Source organism: Mycobacterium kyogaense (assembly GCF_036946525.1).
GTDB lineage: Bacteria > Actinomycetota > Actinomycetes > Mycobacteriales > Mycobacteriaceae > Mycobacterium > Mycobacterium kyogaense_A.
In genome coordinates this window covers 131,779-156,741 of the sequence record NZ_JAQIIY010000014.1, presented here as the reverse complement: position 1 = coordinate 156,741, position 24,963 = coordinate 131,779, and the positions used below count along the sequence as shown (strand labels likewise).

At 68.9% G+C, this 24,963-nt stretch carries 22 protein-coding genes; 11 read left to right on the top strand and 11 right to left on the bottom strand.

All coding sequences use genetic code 11. The annotated features are described in order from the left end of the window. Positions 1 to 1,527, bottom strand: a 1,527-nt coding sequence (locus tag PGN37_RS13045) for an MMPL family transporter (RefSeq protein ID WP_335331446.1), incomplete at its 3' end; no start/stop codon positions are given. Between the two features lie 279 nt (positions 1,528 to 1,806). On the opposite strand from PGN37_RS13045, the gene PGN37_RS13040 reads away from it, so the two are divergent. From PGN37_RS13040 to PGN37_RS13025, 4 genes are all read left to right on the top strand, one after another. Next, entirely contained in the window at positions 1,807 to 2,322 is a 516-nt protein-coding gene (locus PGN37_RS13040) for a hemophore (RefSeq protein WP_335331445.1), read from the top strand. A 135-nt stretch (positions 2,323 to 2,457) separates the two neighbouring features. After that, positions 2,458 to 2,847, top strand: coding sequence for a heme-binding protein (locus tag PGN37_RS13035; RefSeq protein WP_335331444.1), 390 nt, complete (start codon positions 2,458 to 2,460; stop codon positions 2,845 to 2,847). A gap of 5 nt (positions 2,848 to 2,852) precedes the next feature. Continuing rightward, the gene (locus PGN37_RS13030) at positions 2,853 to 3,599 is read left to right on the top strand and encodes a response regulator transcription factor (RefSeq protein ID WP_335331443.1); all 747 of its coding nucleotides are present in this window, start codon (positions 2,853 to 2,855) and stop codon (positions 3,597 to 3,599) included. 22 nt (positions 3,600 to 3,621) lie between these two features. Next, positions 3,622 to 4,962, top strand: a complete 1,341-nt coding sequence (locus PGN37_RS13025) for a HAMP domain-containing sensor histidine kinase (RefSeq protein ID WP_335331442.1) — start codon at positions 3,622 to 3,624, stop codon at positions 4,960 to 4,962. Here PGN37_RS13025 and PGN37_RS13020 read toward each other — a convergent pair. The 3 genes from PGN37_RS13020 to PGN37_RS13010 are packed head-to-tail and all read right to left on the bottom strand — an operon-like array spanning position 4,951 to position 7,725. Further along, positions 4,951 to 5,307: a DUF3054 domain-containing protein gene (locus PGN37_RS13020; RefSeq protein ID WP_335331441.1), complete on the bottom strand. Its 357-nt coding sequence runs from the start codon at positions 5,305 to 5,307 to the stop codon at positions 4,951 to 4,953. The two genes, PGN37_RS13025 and PGN37_RS13020, sit on opposite strands and share 12 nt — an antisense overlap. Then, on the bottom strand, positions 5,294 to 6,553 hold the full coding sequence (locus tag PGN37_RS13015; protein ID WP_335331440.1) for a M23 family metallopeptidase: 1,260 nt from the start codon (positions 6,551 to 6,553) through the stop codon (positions 5,294 to 5,296). The genes PGN37_RS13020 and PGN37_RS13015 overlap by 14 nt, the downstream gene beginning before the upstream one ends. After that, positions 6,550 to 7,725 carry a lysylphosphatidylglycerol synthase transmembrane domain-containing protein gene (locus tag PGN37_RS13010; RefSeq protein ID WP_442932918.1) on the bottom strand — a complete coding sequence of 392 codons (1,176 nt, stop codon included), beginning with the start codon at positions 7,723 to 7,725 and terminating at the stop codon, positions 6,550 to 6,552. The genes PGN37_RS13015 and PGN37_RS13010 overlap by 4 nt, the downstream gene beginning before the upstream one ends. A gap of 77 nt (positions 7,726 to 7,802) precedes the next feature. On the opposite strand from PGN37_RS13010, the gene PGN37_RS13005 reads away from it, so the two are divergent. Beyond that, positions 7,803 to 8,963, top strand: a complete 1,161-nt coding sequence (locus PGN37_RS13005) for an AI-2E family transporter (RefSeq protein WP_335331439.1) — start codon at positions 7,803 to 7,805, stop codon at positions 8,961 to 8,963. Between the two features lies 1 nt (position 8,964). Here PGN37_RS13005 and PGN37_RS13000 read toward each other — a convergent pair whose 3' ends face one another. The 3 genes from PGN37_RS13000 to trmB form a co-directional block, all read right to left on the bottom strand. Beyond that, positions 8,965 to 11,919, bottom strand: coding sequence for an MMPL family transporter (locus tag PGN37_RS13000; RefSeq protein WP_335331438.1), 2,955 nt, complete (start codon positions 11,917 to 11,919; stop codon positions 8,965 to 8,967). A 71-nt stretch (positions 11,920 to 11,990) separates the two neighbouring features. Then, positions 11,991 to 12,677 carry an NYN domain-containing protein gene (locus PGN37_RS12995; RefSeq protein ID WP_335331437.1) on the bottom strand — a complete coding sequence of 229 codons (687 nt, stop codon included), beginning with the start codon at positions 12,675 to 12,677 and terminating at the stop codon, positions 11,991 to 11,993. Further along, entirely contained in the window at positions 12,674 to 13,447 is a 774-nt protein-coding gene (gene trmB, locus PGN37_RS12990) for a tRNA (guanosine(46)-N7)-methyltransferase TrmB (protein WP_335331436.1), read from the bottom strand. The genes PGN37_RS12995 and trmB overlap by 4 nt, the downstream gene beginning before the upstream one ends. A 157-nt stretch (positions 13,448 to 13,604) precedes the next feature. On the opposite strand from trmB, the gene PGN37_RS12985 reads away from it, so the two are divergent. The 4 genes from PGN37_RS12985 (at position 13,605) to fadD4 (ending at position 19,354) form a co-directional block, all read left to right on the top strand. Then, a complete protein-coding gene (locus PGN37_RS12985; RefSeq protein WP_335331435.1) occupies positions 13,605 to 14,585 on the top strand; it encodes a hypothetical protein in 981 nt (326 codons plus the stop codon). After that, positions 14,578 to 15,675, top strand: a complete 1,098-nt coding sequence (locus PGN37_RS12980) for a hypothetical protein (protein WP_335331434.1) — start codon at positions 14,578 to 14,580, stop codon at positions 15,673 to 15,675. The genes PGN37_RS12985 and PGN37_RS12980 overlap by 8 nt, the downstream gene beginning before the upstream one ends. 186 nt (positions 15,676 to 15,861) lie before the next feature. After that, positions 15,862 to 17,691, top strand: coding sequence for a phosphoenolpyruvate carboxykinase (GTP) (locus PGN37_RS12975; protein ID WP_335331433.1), 1,830 nt, complete (start codon positions 15,862 to 15,864; stop codon positions 17,689 to 17,691). A gap of 142 nt (positions 17,692 to 17,833) precedes the next feature. Next, on the top strand, positions 17,834 to 19,354 hold the full coding sequence (gene fadD4 / locus PGN37_RS12970) for a fatty-acid--CoA ligase FadD4 (protein ID WP_335331432.1): 1,521 nt from the start codon (positions 17,834 to 17,836) through the stop codon (positions 19,352 to 19,354). A gap of 1 nt (position 19,355) precedes the next feature. Here the strand turns inward: fadD4 and PGN37_RS12965 are convergent, their stop codons facing one another. After that, positions 19,356 to 20,084 carry an SDR family oxidoreductase gene (locus tag PGN37_RS12965; RefSeq protein ID WP_335331431.1) on the bottom strand — a complete coding sequence of 243 codons (729 nt, stop codon included), beginning with the start codon at positions 20,082 to 20,084 and terminating at the stop codon, positions 19,356 to 19,358. 85 nt (positions 20,085 to 20,169) lie between these two features. On the opposite strand from PGN37_RS12965, the gene PGN37_RS12960 reads away from it, so the two are divergent. After that, complete coding sequence (locus PGN37_RS12960; protein WP_335331430.1) at positions 20,170 to 20,994, top strand: helix-turn-helix transcriptional regulator; 825 nt, start codon at positions 20,170 to 20,172, stop codon at positions 20,992 to 20,994. On the opposite strand, the gene PGN37_RS12955 is transcribed toward PGN37_RS12960, so the two are convergent. Together PGN37_RS12955 and PGN37_RS12950 are read right to left on the bottom strand one after the other, a co-directional pair. Then, positions 20,972 to 21,700, bottom strand: coding sequence for a GntR family transcriptional regulator (locus tag PGN37_RS12955; protein WP_335331429.1), 729 nt, complete (start codon positions 21,698 to 21,700; stop codon positions 20,972 to 20,974). The genes PGN37_RS12960 and PGN37_RS12955 overlap by 23 nt on opposite strands. Beyond that, positions 21,701 to 22,876, bottom strand: a complete 1,176-nt coding sequence (locus PGN37_RS12950) for an acyl-CoA dehydrogenase family protein (RefSeq protein WP_335331428.1) — start codon at positions 22,874 to 22,876, stop codon at positions 21,701 to 21,703. Positions 22,877 to 22,914: 38 nt separating this feature from the next. Here PGN37_RS12950 and PGN37_RS12945 point away from each other — a divergent pair, with 38 nt between their 5' ends. Continuing rightward, positions 22,915 to 23,922, top strand: a complete 1,008-nt coding sequence (locus PGN37_RS12945) for an acyl dehydratase (protein WP_335331427.1) — start codon at positions 22,915 to 22,917, stop codon at positions 23,920 to 23,922. Here PGN37_RS12945 and PGN37_RS12940 read toward each other — a convergent pair. Next, positions 23,903 to 24,832, bottom strand: a complete 930-nt coding sequence (locus PGN37_RS12940) for an alpha/beta hydrolase (RefSeq protein WP_335331426.1) — start codon at positions 24,830 to 24,832, stop codon at positions 23,903 to 23,905. The two genes, PGN37_RS12945 and PGN37_RS12940, sit on opposite strands and share 20 nt — an antisense overlap. Positions 24,833 to 24,963 lie beyond the last annotated feature (131 nt).

The window sequence follows — 24,963 nt, the reverse complement described above, 5'->3', positions numbered from 1 at the left end:
CTGCGCACCGGTGCCTGCCACCGCAGGCAGCTGTTCGCGCATCCAGTCGACGGTCTCGCGGGCCCCCATGTCCTCGGGGTCGACCGACAGGACCGCCGACAGCAAGGCGCTGCGGTAGTCGGTGCCGAACACCGCGGGAGACACCGAGACCGTGTTGGGCGCCTGCGCCATCTTCTGCCGGATCGCGTCGAGCAGCGGCTGTTTGGCCGGCGCCGACGCCGCGTTGCCTTCAGGGAACGTCACCAGCACCCGGACCGGACCGAGCGCGCCGGGACCCAGCGCTTCGGCTGCCGCGTTGACGCCGCCGCGGATCTCGTGGGTCGGGTCGAACTGTCGCTGCATGCTGTTGCCGAGCGCCATCGAGAACGCCGGTGCGGCCAAGGCCAGCAGCAGCGCCGCCGCGCACAACGCCGACACCCAGGGCCGGCGCATCACCCCGCCGGTCCAGCGGGTCCAGAACTTCGACTGCGTCGCCTCGATGCCGCGGCCCCAGTGCAGGTAGGACGAGCGTCGCGCCGCCCGGCGGCCGAACGTGGCGAGCACCGCGGGCGTCAGCGTCGTCGACGTCAGCACGGCCACCGCGACCGCGAGGATGGCACCGGTGGCCATCGAGCGCAGCACGGGAGTGTTGATCAGGTAGATGCCGGTGACGGACGCGATCACCGTCAGACCCGACAGCACCACCGCCAGGCCCGAGGTCGCCATCGCCGCGTCGGCGGCGTCCTCGGGTTCTCGGCCCGCGCGCAGCTCCTCGCGGAAGCGCATCAGGATGAACAGTGAGTAGTCGATGGCCACGGCGATGCCGAACATCGACACCGTCGACGTCACGAACACCGACATCGTGGTGAACATCGACAGCCAATAGACCAGGCCCATCGTGACCGCCACCGTGCACACACCCAGCAGCAGCGGCATCGCTGCGGCGGCGAAGGAACCGAACACCGCCAGCAGCACGATCAGCACGATCGGCAGATTCCAGCGCTCGGCCTGGGCGATGTCGTGTTTGGTGGCCAGTGTCGCCGCGGCGCCGAGCGCGCCCTGCCCGATCACGTAGAACCGGACCTTGCCGTCCTCGGTCTGGCCCGGGTCGTCGCCGTCGATGCCGACCTTCTGCCGCAGCTGCTTGGCGATGTCGACCGCGCCGGTGTTCTCGAACCCGAGCTGCAGCGTGATGACGTAGGGCCGGTCGGGCTGCGGGGGAGGCTGGCCCGGGTTGGGCATGACCGTGACGCTGGGAACTTCGGCGGCGATCTTCTCCAGGTACGCCACCGCGGCGTTCATGTCGTCGAACGACGCGTCGGGTCGGGGAGCGGCGACCAACGCCAGCGGGGACGCGCCCTGATCAGGGAATTGCGCTTCGAGTTGGCGCTGTACGTTCAGCGACTGCGAACCCTCGACCTCGAAACCGCCGCCGGTCAGGTTGCCCGACTGGTTCATCGCCAGGTAGATCGAGGGGACGAGAAGCAGCAGCCACACCGCGAAGACCGCCCAGCGGAATCTGCGCAGGTTGCTGCTCACGCGCATCATGAACTGCTGGATGGGACGTCCCCACTTTCTCCCCGGCCTTTCGTAGCGAAAGGGTACAGCAGTCAGTTGTGAGGGGACCTGCGCGAACGCTCCTGCCAGAGATGCCTCATGCAGCTCTAATGCGGCCTCGTCACCGCGCTCGATTGGGCGTCGGGCGCCGGTGATGGCACGATGACCTCGACGTGGGCCAGATGTTGTCCGTCGGTCGGGGATCTTTGCTGTTGACCGTAGGAAGGTGTGCGGCGCCGTCAGGCGCGCGCAGGCCGTGAGGAGTTCGTCATGTTTGCACGCTCGACATTGACCGCACGCCGGGCCGGCGCTGCCACGGCGGCGTTGTCCGCCCTCGGCGGCGCAGCGGTGCTGTTCCTGGGCCCGGCCGCCCCGACCGGGCAGGCCGCGCCGGACCCGTGCGCGGCGAGCGAGGTCGCCAAGACCGCAGGTGCGGTGGCCACCAACACCGGGACGTACCTGGAGACCCACCCGCAGACCAACCAGGCGCTGACACTGATCTCCAAGCAGCAGGGCGGGGCGCAGTCGCTCGGCGCCTTCAAGTCGTACTTCGACGCCAACCCGCTCGTGCAGGCGGACCTTCAGCGTCTGCAGCAGCCGCTGGTGTCCCTGGCGGCCCGGTGCCAGCTGCCGGTGACGTTGCCGCAGCTGCTGGGATTGGTGCAGGCGGTGTCGCCGGGGGCCGCTGCAGCAGCTTCCCCCGCGGTGTCCCCGGCCGCGACGAGCATGGGCGCCGGAGCGGCCGAAACCGCCCCTGCGGACGCGCCGGCGGCACCTCTGCGCTGACAGGTGATGAGGACTTTTCTCACCATCCGTTAATTGCTCGGCAGGAAAGTCGACGACCGGTCTGCTTAGCTTCCTAGGATGGTCTGCAGACCGGCCCGACAGGTGCCGGCTCTCACCACTGCTGAAGGAGACTTCATGTTGATCTCGGGTCCCATCCTGCGCCGCGCCGTGGCCGGCGCTCTGGGCGCAGGCGCGGTCGCCGGTGCCTCGCTGTTCTGCGCGATGCCGATGGCGTCCGCGCAGCCGGCGCTGCCGCCGAACTGCACCGCGGCGGACTTCTCCGGAGTCGCCTCCGGCGTCTCGGCGTCGACCTCGGCCTACCTGTTCACCCACCCGCAGGTCAACGATTTCTTCTCGGGCCTGCAGGGCCTGCCGATGGAGGAACTGCGGCCCAAGGTGGTCGACTACTTCAACGCCAATCCGCAGGTCAAGGCCGAGATGACGGCGATCCGTCAACCGCTGATCGACATCAAGAACCGGTGTGGCTTCTCGGAGCGTGACACCAACGGACCGCTGTTCCCGTAGGCGCCATGCGAGACAGGGTGGACGCTTCGCCCACTCGTGGGGGGGAGCTGTCCGCCCAGGACGGCGCGGGTCGGACGGTGCTGATGGTGGACGACGATCCGGATGTCCGGACGTCGGTCGCGCGCGGTCTGCGGCATTCCGGGTTCGACGTCAGGGTCGCAGCGACGGGTAAGGAAGCGCTGCGGTTGTTGTCGAGCGAGTCACACGACGCGTTGGTGCTCGACGTGCAGATGCCCGAGCTCGACGGGGTCGCGGTGGTGACGGCGCTGCGCGCGCTCGGCAACGACATCCCGATCTGTGTGCTGTCGGCGCGCGACACCGTCAATGACCGCATCGCGGGTCTGGAGGCCGGCGCCGACGACTACCTGACCAAGCCGTTCGATCTCGGTGAACTGGTGGCACGACTGCACGCGCTGCTGCGGCGTGCGCACCATTCCGATCCCATGTCGGACACGATGACGGTGGGTTCGCTGACCATCGACACGTCGCGCCGGCTGGTGTTCGTGGCCGGGGAGCGTGTCGAGCTGACCAAGCGCGAGTTCGACCTGCTCGCCGCGCTGGCCGAGAACGCCGGCGTGGTCCTGAGCCGGCAGAGACTGCTGGAGCTGGTGTGGGGCTACGACTTCGACGTCGACACCAACGTCGCCGACGTGTTCGTGTCCTATCTGCGGCGCAAGCTCGAACGCGACGGCCTGCCGCGTGTCATCCACACCGTGCGCGGTATCGGCTACGTGCTGCGCGAGGAGCCGTGAGAAGCCTGCTCCCGGGCACGCGGTGAGGCTTCCCCGCGCCTTCCGGTCGGCCTCGCTGCGCACTCGGGTCGCCATCGCGTCGGCCGCAGCGGCGGCCGCGGTCGTGGCGGCCTTCACGATCCTGACCTCACTCGTGCTGGCCAACAACGACGCCGCACAGCTGGACCGCAGGCTCGATGCGATCGTCGACGCCAGCGTGTACCCGGAGCAGCTCACCGATCAGCGGCGGGGCGTGCTGCAGACGGGCCGGTCGCGGTCCTCGGGGCAGGTGGTCTACCAGCGCGGCTTCCAGTTGCCGGCGTTGCCGCCGGGCACCGAGACCGTCACGGTCAACGGCGTCGAGTACCGGGTGCGCACCCTGCCGGTCGACCAGAACGGCGGCGTGTTGATGTCGATCGGCATCCGCGCCGACAGCATCCTGCTCAACCGAGCCCGGGTGCCGCTCTACATCACCGTCGGGGTGGTGACCGTACTGATCGCCGCGGGCCTGGGCTGGCTGCTGGCGGGGCCAGCGATCAGGCCGCTGCGCCGGCTCACCGAACACACGAAGAAGCTCAGCACGGGCTCGGAGAGCATCCCCCCGGTGCGCGGCGTGCGCGAGGCCGAGGATCTGTCCGAGGCGATGAGCGGGATGCTGGACCGCCTCGCCGCGGCGCAGCGCGCCACCACCAATTCCCTGCAGGCCGCGCAGGATTTCGCCGCCAACGCCGCCCACGAACTGCGCACCCCGTTGACCGCGATGCGCGCAGACCTGGACACGCTGCGCATCCACGACCTCCCTGCAGACGAGCGTGCCGAGGTGGTCGCGGACCTGTCGCGCGCGCAGCGCCGTGTGGAGGGCATCATCACCGCGCTGGGTCAGCTCGCCTCCGGTCAACTGGCTCAGGCCGAGGACCGCGAAGTGATCGACGTGACGGACATGCTCGACCGGGTGGCCCGGGAGAACATGCGGGTCAACCGCGACGTCACGATCGAGGTGCACGCCGCCGACACCCTGGGCTTCGTCCTCGGCTGGCCGGGCGGGTTACGGCTGGCGGTCGACAATCTGGTGCGCAACGCGATCACCCACGGCCACGCCACCCGGATCGTGCTGGCCGCCTACCGGAGGGACAGCCTGCTGACGATCGTCGTCGACGACAACGGGCGCGGGCTGCCCGTTGACGAGCACGAGACCGTGCTGGGGCGGTTCTCCCGGGGCAGCAACGCCGCCCCGGGCGGCTCGGGTCTGGGGTTGGCGCTCGTCGCGCAGCAGGCCACCCTGCACGGCGGCGCCATCGAGCTCTCCGACGGTCCCCTCGGCGGTCTGCGCGCCACCCTCACTGTGTCGACAGAGCCTGTGCCGCAAGAAGATTCAGAGGACTGACCGGGCGATCGCACGCCAGCCGAGCAGCAGCGCCGCGGTGGTCAGCGTGGCGACCACGATGAAGCTGGCCGCGGTGCCCTGCCCACTGACCTTGCGCAGCAGCATCCCGACCACGACGGTCGCGACCCACACCGCGACGCCCGTCGGCAGCAGCGCCACCGGGCGCCGCCACGCGCGGGCGAGGAGCCAGCCGAGCGACGTGCCGGCCAGGAACGGCCACGCCGTCTGCGCCACCCCTGCGACGGTCAGCCCCTCGGCATGACTGCGGCGCCCGATCGCGCAGAACACCAGCACGCACACCACGTCGGCGGCCAGCGCCGCCGGCACGCGGTTACGGGGCTGCATAGGTCATCAGGTCGTCCTGCAGCGGCATGACGTCGCGCTGGGGCTTGGAGTCCGCGGCCGGCGGCAGCGGCACAGGACGGCCCGCGGTCAGCGCGTCCTGCGAGTCGGGCACCCTGCCCTGCAGGTCGAACGACGAGAACACGAACGGCAATCCGTCCGAGCGCAGCGGATCCGGTGTGCTCATCACGTGGAAGTGCAGGTGCGGGGCATCGGTGTTGCCAGTGTTGCCCAAATGGGCCAGCGACTGCCCGGCGGTGAGTCGGTCGCCGGGCTTGACCGTGATGCTGCCCGTCTGCAGGTGGGCGTAGAGCGCATAGTTGCCGCCGCCGAGGTCCTGCACGACGTGGTTGCCCGGGTACTGGTTCAGCGTCAGGCCCGTGGGTGCGGCGAACGGTGTCTCCTCGGCCATCCCGTCGACGACCGCGACCACAGGTCCGTCGGCGACGGCGTGCACGTCGGTGCCGTAGTACGGGTAGCTGCCGAGGTCCGACGGAGCGCCGGTGAACAATTTGCCGTCAGGCATCAGCTGCAGGTAGTCGATCGCGAAACGCTCTGCAGCCCAGGTCTTTCCGTTGATCGGGTTGAGCGCACCGCGATGTCCGGAGATGCCGCAGCAGCCGTCGCCGTCGAGCCAGTTGGGACCCGAGAGCGGCGGTGCGATGGTGATCGGTGTCCGCTTCTGGACGGCCACCGGAGCCACCTCCTCGACCATCGCGGCCGGGATCAGCGGCGGCTGCGGCTGGCGCACCGAGACGCCGAGCGCGTGGACGAGGCGATCCGGTGCCTGGCTACCGGCGGGCAACGCGACGTCCAGCCACACGTGGGCGGTCTGTGCGGGTCCGAGAACGCCTGTGGGAGCCGGGATTCCGGCCAGTCGAGTCGCCGCGGTGAGTCGGTCGGCGGGCAGCGTCAGCAGAGTCTGGTCGCCGGCGCGCACGTCGAGCGAGGTCAGCGACACCTCCTGCGAGAGCGTGTTCGTCAACATGAGCTCGTACACCAGGTGCGTCTTGCCGTCGGTTGCGGGCACCGGGATCGGTTCGGCCACCGCGCTGGCCAGCACCGGGGTGAGCATCGAGGGCTCTGCGGGGCCGGGTGCTGGGGCGGCACCGGCCGACGTGGGCGTCGAGCTCGGCGGTGGGGCCGATGTCGAGCTGGCGGTGTCGGGTGCGGGCGATGTCGAGCAGGCCGAGGACACCATAGTCACAGCGGCGACCGTCAGAACGGCGAGGGTGCGGGGGAACGTCATGAGGCCTGCTGGGTCTCCTGGGGTGGCGGCGGATGCGGCGCATCCGGGTCGGGGCTGAACTGCGGGCAGATCGGGTCGTCGGTGGCGGGGGCAGCGGTGTCGGTGCTGTCGTCGGTGGGGACGTCGAGGTCCTTCTCGGTGCGGAACATGAAGAAGAACACCACCCACCCGATCGCGGCGATGAAGATCCAGCTGATCAGGCGGTAAATCAGCATCGCCGAGATCGCCGAGGCCAGCGACATGCCGCTCGACACCAGGCCGGGCACCAGCACCGCTTCGACCACCAGCAGCCCGCCGGGCATCAGCGGGATGGAGCCGACGGCGCGCGCGGCGGCGTAGGCCACGGTCACGCCTGCCAGCGACGGGTGGCCACCGGTGGCGTAGCAGGCGGCGAGCAGGCAGCCGACGTCGGCGATCCAGTTGAACAGTGACCAGCTGAATGCCACCGACAGATCCCGTCGGCCCAGCTGCACCGACTCGAGCTGCTCGAGAATCTCCCGCCACTTGGTCAGTCCGGTGTCGGTCGGCCGCCCGCGCAGAGAGTTGAACCAGCTCAGTACCCGGGCCCCGATGCCGTCGATCAGCTCCGGGCGGGTCGCCACGGCCTGCGCCAGCAGCACTAGCGCCAAGAAGCCGCCGAGCGAGAAGATCAGCGACAGCGGGTTCTTGCTGGCGCCGAGCAGGAACGCGCCGCCGAGACCGAGCAGCGCCAGACCCACCACCTGCAGCACACCCGACATGACCAGCTGCCACGACGCCACCAGCGGGGACGCGCCCCACAACCGCTGCTGCCGGTAGATGAACGTCGCCGAGAGCACCGGGCCGCCTGGCATCGTCGTCGACAGCGCGTTGCCGGCGTAGAACGCGGCCTCGCTGCGCCACTGCTGGACGCGCACGCCGGCCGAGGCGAGCAGCGTGCGCTGGATCTGGGCGAAGCTGTGCATCGACGCCATCGCGGCCAGGGCGGCGACGCCGACCCACCACCAGTTCGCTGAGTAGAGGCTCTTCCACGCCTTGGCCAGCTGATCGCGAACCAACAGCAGCTCGACGGCCAGCACGATGATCGCGACGGCGATGAGCACCCATCGCAGCCACCAGTACTTGCCCCGGGCGGGGCGCTCCGCACCGTCGCCGGCCGCCTGCGGCCGCACCGGGGGAGCGTCGTGTGACACGCCCTACAGGGTAAGGCGTTGACCCGCCCGAACCCGAGCAGCGAAGCCGCGGCGGAAAAGGCCGTTACGCTACCGGAATGTCTGCGCGTCCGTTTGTGGACCCGTCCGCCGACGAGTCGGTCAGCCCGCTGGTCCGCAGGGGTGCCGCATGGGCGTGGCGCCTCCTCGTCATCTTCGGTGCCGTGTTCGCGGCGCTGTGGGTGGTGGTGCAGGTCGAGGTCATCGTCGTCCCCGTCGCCCTGGCCACTCTGGCAGCGGCGCTGCTGATGCCCGCCGTGGACTTCCTGGACCGCCGGGGCGCGCCGCGCGGTGGCGCGGTGGCGCTGATCCTGCTCGGTGGTCTGGCCCTGGTCGGGGGCATGCTCAGCTTCGTCGTCAGTCAGTTCATCGAGGGCACACCCGCGCTGGTGGAGCAGGTCACCCGCAGCATCGACGGCCTGCGCCGCTGGCTGATCGACGGACCTCTGGGCCTGAGCCGCGAACAGATCGACAACGCAGGCAACTCGGCGATCGAGGCGCTGCGCAACAACCAGGAGAAGGTCACCAGCGGCGCGCTGTCGACCGCGGGCACCATCACCGAGATCGTCACCGGCGCCCTGCTGATGCTGTTCACGCTGATCTTCCTGCTGCACGGCGGGCGCAACATCTTCGAGTTCGTCACCAGGATCTTCCCGAACGACACCCGCAGGCGGGTCCGCGAGGCCGGCCGCGCGGGCTTCCACTCACTGATCGGCTACGTGCGGGCCACGTTCCTCGTCGCGCTGGTCGACGCGCTCGGCATCGGTGTCGGTCTGGCGATCATGGGTGTTCCGTTGGCGCTGCCGCTGGCCTCCCTGGTGTTCCTCGGCGCGTTCATCCCGCTCGTCGGCGCCGTGGTCACCGGGTTCCTCGCGGTCATCGTCGCGCTGCTGACCAAGGGTCTGATCTACGCGCTGATCACCCTGGGGCTGATCCTCGCGGTGCAGCAGCTGGAAGGCCATGTGCTGCAGCCGCTGGTGATGGGTCGCGCGGTGTCGATCCATCCGCTGGCGGTCGTGCTCGCGATCGCCGGGGGCGGTGTGCTCGCCGGCATCGTCGGCGCGCTGCTCGCGGTGCCGATCCTGGCGTTCCTCAACAGCGCGATCCGCGTGCTCGTCGCCGACGACCCCGCCGAAGTGCATGCCGCCGCCGAGGCCGACGACGGGCCGGTGCTCAGCGCCGAACCCGATGACGTCGAATCCGGCAAGGTCGAGGACTGAGCTACAGGCGCCCTTCGCGGCGCAGCAACTCCTGAGCGCTCAACCCGCCGCCACCGCGCCGCGGTGCATCGCCCTCGGGCCGGGTGTTGAGCTTCTCGGTGGCCGTGTCCGCGTCCGACGCCCGTGCGGTCGGGATCGCACGCGTGGCGTCGTCTTCGTCGTCGTCGGGACGCTGCGCGGGGATCGCGGTCGTCGCGTCGGCGGCACCGGGATCAGGCATTCCTCGGGTCGGCTCGCCGGACGGGCGCGGTGCGGCCGCGGGGGCCGCGGGCGCGCCGCCCGAACCCCGCAGGTCACCGAGCCACGACTCGATCTCGCGGTCATCGCGCGCAGGCGCGGACGGCCCCGAGGGTCGCTGTTGTCCCCGCTGGGTGACCGCGTCGGCGGCATTGCTGACCGCGCTGCGGACGGCGTTCTTGGCCACCGACAGGCGGGTGGTCTGCGGCTCGTGATCCGGCACCGGCGGACGCGGCGGCGGCCCCGGCAGCCGCGTGGTGCCGGCACCTGACGGCCCACCGGACCGCGGTGCGGTGGCGATGCGGGTCGTCACGCCCGCCCGGTCGGCGGCGGGGTGGCCGGGATCGTGCGGCGGCATCGGACGCGACGGGCCGGGCACCGGTGCGCCGGCGCCGACGAGTGCTTCGGCGGGTGCGGGCTCGCGCACCGACGGGCGTTTGCGCTCGTCGGGCAGTTCGGTCTCGCCCAGGCCCATCTTCTCCTGGACTCGCTTCATCCAGCGCGGCGCCCACCAGCAGTCGTCGCCGAGCAACTTCATGATCGCGGGGACCAGGAACATCCGGATGATCGTCGCGTCGAGTAGCAGCGCGATGAGCAGACCGAAGGCCAGGTACTTCATCATCACCAGGTCGGAGAATGCGAAGGCGCCCACGACGACGGCCAGCACCAGCGCCGCGCCGGTGATCAATCGGCCTGTGGTCGCGGTACCGATGCGGATCGACTCCGCGGTCGACATGCCCCGCGCTCGCGCCTCGACCATGCGGGAGACAAGGAACACCTCGTAGTCGGTGGACAAGCCCCAGATCACCGCGATGATCAGACCGATCATCGGTGCCATCAGTGGCTGTGGGGTGTAGTTCAGTATTCCGGAGCCATGGCCGTCCTCGACGAACATCCACGTCAGGATGCCCATGGTGGAGCCGAGGGTGAGCGCGCTCATCAACGCGGCCTTGATCGGCAGCACGATCGAGCCGAAGGCCAGGAACATCAGCACTGTCGTGGTCAGGATCAGCACCACGACCATCAGCGGGAGCTTGTCGAACAGGCTCTGGATGCTGTCCTGTGCCAGCGCTTGAGTGCCGCCGACCAGGACCGTCGTGCCACGCGGGGGTGACAACGCGCGCAGTGCGTCGATCTTCGCAGGGGCGTCAGCGCTGTTGACCAGACCGTTCTGCAGAACCCGGACCGACGGATCCTTGCTGCCGCCTTCCTGGACGGACCGTTCCTGCCACATCTTCGACGGCTCGTCGCTGTCGGTGAAACCGGAGACCGTCTCTGCCTTGGCGCGCAGTTCGGCGACCTGCTGATCGCTGACGGGCTGCCCGTTGTCGCTCTGGATCACCAGAGTCAGCGGTTCGGTGCGGTATGTGGGGAAATCCTTGTCGAACTGCGCCTGCGCCATCCGCACCGGGTTGTCCGGTGGCAGGTATTTCTCGCTGTACCCGCCGAGAGCGAGCTGTCCGAGCGGGATCACCAGCAGGATCATCACGACGAGGATCGGCGCCGCGAACGCGATGGGCCGCTTCATCACGACGTTGACCAGCCTGCCCCAGAAGCCCTTCTCGACCTCTTCGCGGGTCTTGGTCTTCTGGGTCTTCTCGGCCAGCCACTCGAGGTAGACGCGCATCGGCTTCCAGTTGCGGAAGAACGGCACCCGCAGCAGCGTCCGCACACCGAGGGCGTCCACGTTGGCGCCGAGGATTCCCAGTACCGCGGGCAGCACGGTGATCGACAGGAAGGCCGCCAGCAGCACCGACGCGATGATCGCGTAGGTGATCGACTTGAGGAAGCCCAGCGGGATGAGCAGGAGGGGCAGCGACGAGGCCACGATGATCACCGCAGAGAACGCCACAGTGCGGCCTGAGGTCATCACGGCCCGTCGCACCGAGGCCTCCACGTCGTAGCCCTCCGCGAGTTCCTCTCGGAAGCGACTGACAATGAACAGGCCGTAGTCGATGGCGATGCCGAACCCCATCATCGTGACGACGGGCTGGGCGAAGAAGTGCACGTCCATGAAGTTGGCGGTGAACCGCAGGATGCCGAGCGCGCCGGCGATCGTGAGGCCGCCGATGATCGCGGGCAGGGCGGCGGCGACGGCACCGCCGAAGACGAAGAACAGCACCACTGCAACCAGCGGCACGATGGCGAGCTCGGCGCGTTTCTGGTCGGTGGCGATGGTTCCGGTCAGCTCGCTGGCGATGGGGTTGAGGCCCGCGAGCTGGATGTTGCCGTCGTTGATCTGGCGCAGCGCCGGTTCGACTGCCTGGTAGTTCTTCAGGATCGCGTCATCGTTGTCACCTTGAAGCGGGATGGCGACGAACGTTTTCGAGCCGTCCTCCGTCTTCATCTGCTGCACGGTTTCGGACGTGCTGTCGGGTGCTCGCAGCCAACCGACCCAGCTGACTATCTGGTCCTTGTGCTCGTCGACGACCTTGTTGAGCTCGCCAGTGACTTCCTTCTGCCACGCCGGATCGGTGACCTTCTCACCGTCGGGCGGCGTCAGGATGGCTACTACATGGCTGAGGCGGTCACGCCCGTACACCTCGTCGCCGAGCACCGAAGCCTTGACCGACTGGCTGCCTTCATCAAAGAAACCGCTCTGGGTGACGTGCTGTCCCAGGCTCATGCCGTAGACACCGCCGCCCAGGCACAGTGCGACCATGACACCGATAACGATGTATCGGTACTGGTACACCGTTCGACCCCACCAGGCGAACACTTCAGCTCCTCATCATCGGCGAATGTGTGGCCGTCGGCGCGCGGCCGCCCCGACCAGATTTACCCACTGTTCTAGACACGAGACGCCAACAGCGAGGACAACGGCCGGAACGGCTGCAGCCACGCGCCCTGCTCGGGTAGTGAATCAAGCCCGATTCTCGGCAGCGGCTCCCGGAAGACACCAGGGATGTCCTCCAGGTCGACGAACTCCAAGGTATCCGACGCTAACGCCCAACTGGCATGTTCACGAAATCCGAGAACCTGGACGGCGACCCCGTCACGGGCGATGTCTTCGAGCGGCAGGCGGAACGCCTGACCGTCCGCGGACGCCACGATCAGGCCGGCCAACCCCTCACCGCGGCGCAGCGCGATGTGCGCGAGCATGTCGGAGTCGACGTCGCTGTCCTCGTCGATCTTGGGTTTGGCGAAGACGGCGAAGCCCACGTTGCGCAGCGCCTCGACCCACGGCCGCACGACGTCGGCGCTGCCCGGTGCGATGTTGGTGAACACCGTGGCCTCGGGTTCGAGCGGCACGCCGGTCGAGTGGTGGGCGGACAGATCGGCGGTGCGGGACAGCAGCCACCGGCCCAGCGCGTCGAAGCGTGGCCGGTGCGCGGCGGTCGGCCGGCCACCCAGGATTGCGCCCAGTCCCATGTCGAGGTTCGGGGCGTCCCAGACGAGCAGCACGCGCGAGGGCGGCGCGGCGGCGCTGCTGTCCTCGCCCGGGATGTGATCGGTGGCGTCGCTGGTCAGGCTCATGACTTCGCCCACAGCAGCTCGGTGACGATCGGTCCGGCCAGGGCCTTGCGCTCGTATTTGGTTTCGGGTCGGGCGGTCGAGATCGGGAGGCCGGGGGCGTCGAGCTCGATCCGCGTCAGCCGCGGTTCGGCATCGCCGACCTCGGCGATCTGCTCGGCGTAGCCCTGGTGATCGGTGGCGGCGTGGAGGACCCCGCCGGGGCGCAGCCGGTCGGCGATGAGCGCGACGGTGTCGGGCTGCAGCAGCCGGCGTTTGTGGTGGCGGGCCTTGGGCCACGGATCGGGGAAGAAGACGCGCACCCCGGTCAGTGAGCCGGGCGCGAGCATGTGGGTGAGCACGTCGACGCCGTCGCCGCGGATCAGCCGGATGTTGCCCACCCCCTCACGGTCGATGGCGGACAACAGCTGGGCGAGTCCGCGCTTGTAGACCTCGACGGCGACGACGTCGAGATGGGGCTCGGCCTGGGCCATCGCCAGCGTCGACGTCCCGGTCCCGCAGCCGATCTCCAGCACCAGCGGGGCGTGCCTGCCGAACCAGGCATCGGTGTCCAGCGGCACCGGCGGGTCGTCACCGGTGCGGGCGAGGAGACCCAGCTCGGGCCAGCGGGCCTCCCAGACGGCTTGTTGGCGATCGGAGATCGTGGACCGGCGGGCGCGGAAGCTGGTGACCCTGCGGGGGTGATGGACGGCCGGCGCCTGCGCCGTGTCCCTGTCGACGCCCTGCTCGACGTCGCTGGGACCTGGCATTCGCATCGATCCATCGTCGCTCATCGCGGACCCACTCCCTGCATCGTGTTACAGATTGATACCCAACAGTTGCCTTCGGCTGGTATGTGTCGGCCCGCGCGAAATTGGTGCGTCGAGCAGGCCGATTCGGATGTCACGATCACCTGGCAGGCGGGCGCGGGTCCGCCGGACGGGGGCGGGGATGCCGGGGCAGCTGGTCGACGTGGTGGCCGCGATGGCCACCGACCTTCCCGATCCCGCTGTCGCCGCCGTGGAGCGACTGTTGCGTGCGCCTGTGAGCGTAGCCGTGCGGGGCCGCGCCGGGGTGGGCCGCAGCACCGTGGCCAGCGCGTTGGGTGTCCCGGTCGGGGCGCCGGGGGAGACAGGCATCGACAACGACGCGGACGTCGACGTCCTCGTCGTCGCCGAGGCGGTGACCGATGAGGATCGCGCCGGCGTGACGGACGCGACGGTGGTGGTGCTGAACAAGGCCGACCTGGGCGGCGCCGCGGCGGGTGGGCCGTTGCGGGCCGCGCAGGCTGTGGCCGCCGAGATCGAAGCCGTGTTGCGGCGCCCGGTGGTTCCGATGGTCGCGCTGCTGGCCGGTGTGCGGATCGACGACGACGACGTCGCCGCGCTGCGGTCCTTGGTCCAGACACCGGCCGACGTGTCCTCGGTGGACGCGTTCGCAGCCTGCCCGCATCCACTGCCCGCCGGCGTGCGCGCGGATCTGATGGACCGGCTGGACCGTTTCGGGCTCGCGCACGCGATCCTCGCCGTGTGCGACGGGGCAGGCGCCGACGAGGTGACCGCGCGGCTGCGTGCGCTCAGCGGCACCGACGCCGTGCGCGCCGCGATCGGCCGGGCCGCCGCGACGGTCCGCTATCGGCGTTGCGTGGCGGCGGTCCGCGCGCTGCATGTGCTCGCCGCCGAGCGGGGCGACGGACAACTCGCGACGCATCTGGACGGTGACGACGTGGTGCTCGCGGTGATGACGGCAGCCGTCGACGTCGTCGAGGCCTCCGGCGCGACGGTCGATCGTGGCGATGACGTCGGCGCGCACACCCGCCGGGCCCTGCGCTTTCATCACCTGTCCCGCGGTCCGCTCGACGCGCTGCATCGGCGCTGTTCAGCCGACATCACCCGCGGCAGCCTCCGGCTGGTCGAGGTGTGCGGTGGCTGAGCCGGTGCTGGTCGCCGGGGCCGCGCGGGCAGGGGTGACGAGCGTCGCCGACGGCCTTCGGACGCGGATGCCCGACCAACGGTTCGTCGAGGCAGCTGAGCTGCTGCCGCATCAGGTGCCCGCCGCCGTGGTGTGGGTGGTGTCGGCCACCGCGCCGATGACGTCCACCGAGAGCCTTCGGGCCGCAGCAGAGGCCGCGCACACCGATGCGATCGTCGCCGTCGTGAACAAGATCGACGACCACCGCGGCTGGCGGCGGGTGCTGGCCGTCAACGAGATTCGGGTGCCCGGCGCCAGCTGGGTGGCGGTCTCCGCAGCGCCGCGGCTCGGGACACCCCGCCTGGATGCGCTGGTAGCCGCGCTCACGGCGCAGCTGGCCGATCCGACGCTGGCCCGGCGCAACGCCGCCCGCTCTCGGGACGTGCGGCGGGCCGCGCACGCGCGGCGGCGCCATCAGCTGCACCAGCTGCGCATCGAGCTGACGTCGACCGTGCGGCAGCACTGCATCACGGCCCGCGCAGACCTACTCGCGGGGACCTCGACGATGCGGAGCAGCACGGAGGTCGAGGACCGGGTCCGCGGTCGGTGCGCAGACGTGCGTGCTGAGGTCGAGGCGACGCTGCGGGCTAGGGTCGCGGCGATCACGCCCGCACCGGTCGTGCCGTCCGCGCCGCCGTGGCGTCCGCCGACGCTGCCGCCGCCTGCCGGACGTCGGCTGGAGACCCAGCTGATGGTCGTGCTGGGTGCCGGCTTCGGCGTCGGGGCGGCGCTGGCGGTGGCCCGGCTGACCGCGTCGCTGATCACGGGCGGCTGGGCGGCCACGGCGGGTGGGGTGGCCGGTGTGGCGCTCACGGCATGGGTGGTGCGGGCGCGGGGCCTGCTGCACGACCGTGCTCGGTGGGAACGCTGGGCGGGCGATGTCGTCGCCGCGTTGCGCGTCGAGTTGGAGGATGCAGTGGCAGGCCGATTGGCTGCTGTCGAGAGCTCTCCCGACACCCTCTCAGAGGCCGAGCGCGACGGATTTCGTGGTTACCGAGCGGTAGCTGGCAGCGTCTCGCCGAACAGGACCTCTTCTGAATCGTTCCTGTGAGTGATCGGACATGATCCTGGATTTCCTCGGGTATGTCACCCGCGTTAACCTCGAAGGTCAGGAGGGTCGGCAGCGGTTTGTCAAGACCTCGGACAGGTCGGTGACGACGGCGTACGTTCCTCCACAAGTTTTCATTCGGGGTTCACCAGGCCAACGCGCAGGAACAGTGCAGGAGACGACTAGCCAATGACCGCAGCGACCATTCCGGGACTGGATTCCGCACCCACCAAGCACGAGGGGCTGCTCGCCTGGGTTCAGGAGATCGCCGAGCTGACCCAGCCCGATCGTGTCGCATGGGCGGACGGCTCCGAGGAGGAGTACCAGCGGCTGTGCGACCAGCTCGTCGCGGCCGGCACCTTCCAGAAGCTGAACGACGAGAAGAAGCCGAACTCCTACCTGGCGCTGTCGGACCCGTCGGATGTGGCCCGTGTGGAATCGCGGACCTTCATCTGCAGCGAGCGGGAGATCGACGCGGGGCCCACCAACAACTGGATGGATCCCGCCGAGATGCGGGAATTGATGACTCCTCTGTACCGCGGCAGCATGCGCGGCCGCACCATGTGGGTGGTGCCGTTCTGCATGGGCCCGATCGATGCCGAGGATCCCAAGCTCGGTGTGGAGATCACCGACAGCGAGTACGTGGTGGTCTCGATGCGCACGATGACCCGGATGGGTGCGGCGGCGCTGGAGAAGATGGGCGACGACGGCTTCTTCGTCAAGGCTCTGCACTCGATCGGTGCGCCGCTGGAGCCGGGCCAGGAGGACGTGCCGTGGCCGTGCAACGACACGAAGTACATCACCCACTTCCCCGAGACCCGCGAGATCTGGAGCTACGGCTCGGGTTACGGCGGCAACGCGCTGCTGGGCAAGAAGTGCTACTCGCTGCGCATCGCCTCGGCGATGGCGCACGACGAGGGCTGGCTCGCCGAGCACATGCTGATCCTCAAGCTGATCTCGCCGGAGAACAAGGCCTACTACATCGCCGCGGCGTTCCCGTCGGCCTGCGGCAAGACCAACCTCGCGATGCTGCAGCCGACGATCCCGGGCTGGCGCGCCGAGACCGTCGGTGACGACATCGCGTGGATGCGCTTCGGCAAGGACGGCCGGCTCTACGCCACCAACCCCGAGTTCGGGTTCTTCGGCGTCGCGCCGGGCACCAACTGGGACTCCAACCCGAACGCGATGAAGACCATCGCCGCGGGCAACACCGTGTTCACCAACGTGGCCAAGACCGACGACGGTGACGTGTGGTGGGAGGGCCTGGAGGGCGAGCCCGATCACCTGATCGACTGGAAGGGCAACGACTACATCCTCCGGGAGACCGAAACCAAAGCGGCGCACCCGAACTCGCGGTACTGCACGCCGATCTCGCAGTGCCCGACGCTGGCCCCGGAGTGGGACGACCCGCAGGGTGTGCCGATCTCGGCGATCCTGTTCGGCGGCCGCCGCAAGACCACGGTCCCGCTGATCACCGAGGCTCGCGACTGGCAGCACGGCGTGTTCATCGGTGCCACGCTCGGCTCCGAGCAGACCGCCGCGGCCGAGGGCAAGGTCGGCACCGTGCGCCGTGACCCGATGGCGATGCTGCCGTTCCTGGGCTACAACGTCGGCGACTACTTCCAGCACTGGATCAACATCGGCAAGGAAGCCGACGAGTCCAAGCTGCCGAAGGTGTTCTTCGTCAACTGGTTCCGCCGCGGCGACGACGGCCGTTTCCTGTGGCCGGGCTTCGGTGAGAACAGCCGCGTGCTGAAGTGGGCGATCGAGCGCATCGAGCACCAGGCCGACGGCAAGAGCACCCCGATCGGCATCGTGCCCACCGCTGCGGATCTCGATCTCGAGGGTCTGGACGTGTCGGCCGCCGATGTCGACGAGGCGTTGAAGGTCAAGCCCGAGGAGTGGCGCAAGGAACTGCCGCTGATCGAGGAGTGGTTCGAGTTCGTCGGGGAGAAGCTGCCCACCGGCATCAAGGACGAGTTCGACGCGCTGAAGACCCGCCTCTCCGAAGCCGAGTAGGTCTTCGCCGTTGTCCGGCGAGCGCGCGTGTTTGTACAGGACACGCCGCTCGCCGGCGGCATTTCGCGCTCTCTCGCGCGCATCGGGCGCACGCTCGCGGCCTGCTTGACACGTGTCAACTAAGTCGACGTATCCTCTGTCCATGCAGATCCGCGACACCGCTGTTGCCACTCCCGACAAGCCCGCGATCATCATGTATCCGTCCGGGACGGTGGTGACGTTCGGCGAGCTCGAGGCCCGGGCCAACCGGCTGGCGCACCTGTTCCGCGACGCCGGCCTGGTCGAGGGCGACGCGGTCGCCATCCTGATGGAGAACAACCAGCACATGCACGCGGTCATGTGGGCCGCGCGTCGCGCCGGGTTGTACTACGTACCCATCAACACCCACCTGACCGCCGCAGAGGCGGCCTACATCATCGACAACAGCGCGGCCAAGGCGATCGTCGGTACCGGCAAGCTCGTCGACACTCTCGCCGGGCTCGAGGCGGAGTTGCCGAATGGCCTGCCGTCGGTGCGCATCATCGCCGACGGCTCTCTCGACGGCTGGCAGAGCTATCCCGAATGCGTTGCTGGACAGCCCGATACGCCGATCGACGACGAGATCGAGGGTGACCTCCTGCAGTACTCGTCGGGCACCACCGGCCGCCCGAAGGGGATCAAACGCGCACTGCCGCATGTCCCGCCGTCGGAGGCGCCGGGTTTGATGGCCGCCCTGGTCCAGTTTTGGATGCACCCCGACGCCGTCTATCTCAGCCCCGCGCCGCTGTACCACACGGCTCCGTCGGTCTGGTCGATGCAGACCCAGGCCGGCGGGATCACCACGGTGGTGATGGAGAAGTTCGACGCCGAGGGTGCGCTGGACGCGATCGCCACACACAAGGTCACCCACGGTCAGTTCGTGCCGGTCATGTTCACGCGGATGCTCAAGCTGCCGGAAGAGGTGCGCGCCTCCTACGACGTGTCCAGCCTGCAGCGCGTGATGCATGCTGCCGCACCGTGTCCGGTGGACATCAAGAAGCAGATGATCGACTGGTGGGGGCCCATCGTCGACGAGTACTACGCGTCTTCGGAGGCGCACGGGTCGACGCTGATTTTCGCCGAGGATTGGTTGACGCACCCGGGGTCGGTCGGCAAGCCGATGGCCGGTGTCGTGCACATCCTCGACGAGGACGGCAAGGAACTCCCGCCCGGACAGCCGGGTGAGATCTACTTCGAGGGCGGCAACGACTTCGAGTACCTCAACGATCCCGACAAGACCGAGAAGTCCCGGGATCCGCGCGGCTGGAAGACGGTGGGCGACATCGGATATCTCGACGACGATGGCTTCCTCTATCTCACCGACCGCCGGCATCACATGATCATCTCCGGCGGCGTGAACATCTACCCGCAGGAAGCCGAGAACCTTCTCGTCACCCACCCGAAGGTGATGGACGCGGCCGTCTTCGGGATTCCCGACGACGAGATGGGCCAGCAGGTGAAGGCCGTCGTGCAGACCGTCGACCCCGCGGACGCCAGCGACGAATTCGCCGGAGAACTGATCGCGTGGCTGCGGGATCGGTTGGCGCACTACAAGTGCCCGCGATCGCTCTCCTTCGAGGCGCAGCTGCCGCGCACCGATACCGGCAAGCTGTACAAGCAGGAACTGATCGCGAAGTACAGCTGACTCAGCGCTGCCGTGCCGGCCGGATGATCATCTCGTTGACGTCCACCTCGGCCGGCTCGCCGACGGCGTAGGCGATGGCGCGGGCGATCGAATCCGGCGGGATCGCTGCGGCCCGGTAATCCTTCATGGCCGCAGCTGCAGTGGAATCGGTGATGGTGTCGGCCAATTCGGATTCCACGACGCCGGGGGACACCGTCGTCACCCGGATCGAGGGATCCAGTTCCAGCCGCAACCCCTCGGTGATCGCCCACGCCGCGTACTTGGTGGCGCAGTAGACGGCCCCGGTCGGCACCACCTCGTGGGCGCCGATCGACGCGACGGTGACGAAGTGGCCGGCACCCTGGCGCTGGAAATGCGGCAGAGCCGCGGCGATCCCGTGGAGCAGGCCACGCACATTGACATCGATCATCTGGTCCCACTGGTCCACCAGCAGCGCGTCGAGACGCGACAGCGGCATCACCCCGGCGTTGTTGACGATCACGTCCACCCGTCCATGCGCGGCGACGGTCGCGTCGACGAACGCCGTCATCGCGGCACGATCAGTGACGTCGAGTGGGCGGACCTCGATGCTGCCGCCGCGCGAGGTGATGCGCTCGGCCAGGGCGTCGAGCCGATCGGTCCGGCGCGCCCCGGCCACCACGTGATGACCCTCGGCGGCAAGCCTTTCGGCGACTGCCTCGCCGATCCCGCTGCTGGCTCCGGTGACGATGATGATCTTCGAATCACTCATGATTCGAGCTTCACCGCCGGATCGGCCCACAACCAGGGTGCGGTACACCCTGCCTGACGGCCGGCGATTTCCTACGCTGGATCCGATGACCGAGCTCGGCGAGTACCTGAGGAGCCGGCGTGCCGTGCTACGCCCCGGCGACGTCGGGCTGACCAGCACGGGCACCCGCCGCGTGCCCGGTTTGCGCCGCGAAGAGGTGGCGCTGCTGGCCGGAGTCAGCGTCGACTACTACGGACGGCTCGAGCAGGGCCGGGAGCGGTCTCCGTCGGTGCAGGTGATCGATGCCCTGGCGGCGGCTTTGCGTCTGGACGACGACGGCCGGGCGCACCTGTTCACGCTGGCCGGACTGACTCCGCGAACGCAACGGGATCCGGTTGTCGAACGGGTGGACCCGGGGCTGTTGCGATTGATGGAGGCGTGGCCCGACAACCCCGCGCTGGTGTACAGCCGGGCCTACGACATCCTGGCCGCCAACCGGCTGGCCGGCGCGTTGTTCGGCGAGCTGGGTGCGGTCGGCAACCTGATGCTGTTGGTGTTCAACGACCCGCGGGCCCGCTCTTTCTACGCGGACTGGGACGAGGTCGCCGCCGACTCGGTCGCGGGCTTCCGCATGGCCTACGGCTCGGCACCTGAGGATCCGCGGGCACGGGCCGTCCTCACCGAGCTGCTGACCGGCCAGGAGTTCCGCATGCTCTGGGAGCGCCGGGATGCGCGACGGAAGTGTATGAATCGCAAGACTTTCCGTCACCCGGACGTGGGACTGGTGACGCTCAACATGCAGACCTTCGACGTGCGTTCGTCGCCCGGTCAGGAGCTGATCGTCTACGACGCCGATCCCGGCACGCCCAATGCGGATGCGCTGACGCTGCTGGGAGCAATGGCCGCGACTACCCCGAGCGGTGCAGGGTGATCCGGTAGGTGTACTGCTCGGGGAGGAAGTGGCTGACCGACAGTTCGACTGCGCGCCCATCGGTGTCGCGGTAGAGCCGGTCCACCCGCAGCATCGGATGGCCCGTCTCGCATCCGACCGCCGCGGCGGAGCGATCGTCCGCGGCGGCGACGGTGATCGACTGTGCCGCTTCGGCGATGGGGCTACTGAGGTGTGGTTCCAGCAGTCCGATCACGGTGTGCCTGCTCTGCGCCCCGGTGCGCAAATCGGCAGACGCGGTGACCATGGTCGCCACCTCAGGCGGGAGGTGAACGACGGTGTGGCCGAACGGGACACCGTCGTGGATGCGGCGGAAGACGACGGTGTGCACGATGTCGCCGTCGAGCCGCAGACGGCTGGCCGCGTCGATGTCGACCCGCCGGCGCAGCCCGTCGAGCACCTCCATCGTGGTGTCGTCGGACAGGCTCATCAGGTCGTCGATCGATCCGAGCCGACGCAGGTAGCGGCGGCTGTCCCCGCCCGCGTAGGTGCCCCGTCCGGGCACCCGGTACACCATGCCCTCGGCGACCAGATCCTGGAACGCGCGCCGCACGGTCTGGCGCGAGAGGCCATGATGCTCAGCGAGTTCCGACTCCGTGGGCAGGCGCGCGCCGTCGGCGTACCGGCCGACGCGGATCTCCTCGCGAATCTGCTCGCGCAGCACCTGGTACGCCGGTGGCGGTTTCATCTAGATGCCGCCGCGGGCGACCAGTTGTGCGGCGATGACGTTGCGTTGGATTTCGTTGGTGCCTTCGCCGACGATCATGAGGGGTGCGTCGCGGAAGTAGCGTTCGACGTCGTATTCGGTGGAGTAGCCGTAGCCGCCGTGGATGCGGACGGCGTTGAGGGTGATGGTCATGGCGGCTTCGGAGGCGAAGAGTTTGGCCATGCCGGCTTCCATGTCGGCGCGTGCGCCTGTGTTGTCGGAAGCAGCGTCGTAGCAGTCGGCGGCGTGAAGGGTGAGCTGGCGGGCGGCGGTGAGTTGGGTGGCCATGTCGGCGAGGTAGTGGCCGATGGCTTGGTGTTTCCAGATGGGTTGGCCGAAGCTTTCCCGATCTTGGGCGTAGGCCAGGGCATCGTCGAGGGCGGCGGTGGCGACACCGAGGGCGCGGGCGGCGACTTGGATGCGGCCGGTTTCGAGGCCTTTCATCATCTGGGTGAACCCGTGACCGGGGGCACCGCCGAGGATGGCGGTGGCCGGGACGCGGCAGGTGTCGAAGGACAGTTCGCAGGATTCGACGCCTTTGTAGCCGAGTTTGGGCAGATCCCGCGACACCGTCAGACCGGGGGTCGGATTCTCCACCAGCAGGATCGAGATCCCGGCATGGCGTGGTGTCGCGGTGGGATCGGTTTTGCATAGCAGCGCGATCAGCCCAGAGCGCCGCGCGTTGGAGATCCACGTTTTCGCCCCGGTGATGACGAGGTCGTCGCCGTCGGGTCGGGCGGTGGTGGTCATGTTCTGCAAATCGGAGCCGCCGCCGGGTTCAGTCAACGCCATCGTCGCGCGCAGCTCGCCGGTGGCCATCGCCGGCAGATACTTCTGCTTCTGCTCTTCGGTGCCGAACAGGGCGATCAGCTTGGCCACCACGGTGTGCCCGCCCATCGCCCCGGCCAGACTCATCCACCCGCGCGCCAGTTCCTGGGTCACCAGCACGTAGCAGCGTGTCGAGACCGGGGTACCGCCGTAGGCCTCGGGCACTGCCAACCCGTAGATCCCGATCTGCTTCATCGCCTCGATCCACGCCTCGGGATATGTGTTGGCGTGCTCGACATCGCGCACCGAGGGCTTCACCTCACGATCGATGAACACCCGCACCGTATCGACCAGCATCGCCTCGTCGTCATCGAGCATATGTACGGCCATAACGACGATGTTGACACAGCTGGCGAAGAACTGCCAGCATGCAAACTGTGAATTTGTACGGCCAAATGTCCGGCGGACCTTTCTTCGACGACCTGCACGTCGGCCAGGTCTTCGACACCGCCCCGGCGATGACGCTGACCTCCGGCGCGGCGGCAACCCACCAGGCGATCCTCGGCGACCGGATGCGCCTGCCCCTGGACGCGGAGCTTTCCGCTGCCGTGACGGGTGCGGCGGCGCCGCTCGCCCATCCCGCGCTGGTCTGCGATGTCGCGATCGGGCAGTCGACGCTGGTCACGCAGCGGGTGATGGCCAACCTGTTCTACCGCGGTCTGACTTTTCACCGCTTTCCTGTCATCGGCGATACCCTGTCCACCCGCACGGAAGTCGTTGGGCTGAAGCAGAATTCAGCCAGGCCCGGTCGTGCTGCCACCGGCCTTGCCGCGCTGCGCATGACGACGACGGATGGCGCCGGACGGCTCGTCCTCGATTTCCACCGCTGCGCGATGCTGCCGCTGAGTTCCGACGGCGTCGACACCGGCCACCGCGACGACATGGACGTCATCGGCGTGGTGCAGTCCCACCCGGCCGATCCGGTCGCCGAGTGGGATACCGACGCGTTCCGTGCCCGGGTGCCCGGCTCCGGTGTCGAACCGGTGGCCGGAACGGTGCTACGCAGCACGGCCGACGTCGTGACCAGTGCCCCCGAACTGGCGCGACTGACGCTCAACATCGCTGCGACGCACCATGATTCGCGGGTGTCAGGGAAGCGGCTGGTGTACGGCGGTCACACGATCGGGCTGGCGTTGGCGCAGGCCACTCGCCTGCTTCCGAATCTGGTGGCCGTCGAGGGCTGGGAGTCCTGCCAGCACACCGCGCCGGTGAGCGAAGGCGACACCCTCTACAGCGATCTCACGATCGAGACGGTGCAGCCGCGCACCGACGGCAGGGGGACGGCGGTGCGATTGCGATCCATCGTCTACGCCGCCACCGATAGCGAGGAGGACCGGGCCGTCCTCGACTGGGTGTTCACGGGCTTGGTGTTGTAGACCCGGCGACCGCGTAGGCACCCTGCAGCAGCTCGCACTGACTGGCGAAGAACGACTGCGAGACATCGGCTTTCGGCGCGATCCCGTCGAAGCCATGGAACGCGCCCGACACCACCTTCACCTCGCACGGCACCCCGGCGTCACGCAGTCGCTGCGCGTAGGCCAGGTCCTCGTCGTGGAACAGGTCCAGCGTGCCCACCCCGAGCCACGCCGGCGGCAGCCCGGCCAGATCGGTGCGCCGGGCAGGAACGGCCACCTCGGGATCGGCGTCGCGCAGATAGGCCTGCCATCCGAAGCGATTGCTCGTCTGGTTCCAGAGCCGATGCCCGGGGTTGTCCAGTTCGGCGCGCCCGACGGTGCGGTCGTCGAGCATCGGGTACACGAGAAGCTGTGCCACCACGGGGATCTCGGCGCGATCGCGCGCGAGGAGGGCCAGCGCGGCCGCCAATCCACCGCCGGCGCTGGCGCCGCCGATCGCGACCCGCGTCGGATCGACGTTCGGCAGCTCGGCCAACCAGGACAACGCGGCGTAGCAGTCCTCGAGCGGCGTGGGATACGGATGTTCGGGTGCCAGGCGGTAATTCACCGCGGCGACGGTCGCTCCGAGTGTGCGCGCGAAGCGGCGGCACAGGTCGTCGTCCTGCGCGGCGTCGCCGATGACGTACCCGCCGCCGTGGATCCACAGCAGTGCGGGACCGGGAGAGGAGACACCGGCCGGACGGTGCAGGCGCACCGACACGCCGGAGCCCAGGGTGAGCACCTCGACGTCGGTCGGGGTGTTGCGCCACATCAGTCGTGATGCCGCCCGCACGAAGGGCAGCGTCACCGGTGTGATCATCTGTTTGGGCAGCAGACGGGCGCTGCGGCGCAGCTCAGGGTGGAAATCGACGACGGGCTTGGAGCGGGCCATCCGTTCAGTATGCGCAGTGATTTCACTGGCTCCGTCGGACCGTCCCTGACCTGCTGTTTTCATGCCGGAAACGTCACAGGTCGACCACAGCGGAAAAACAGTAGACAACCCTGTGCGGAATGTCAGTTTGT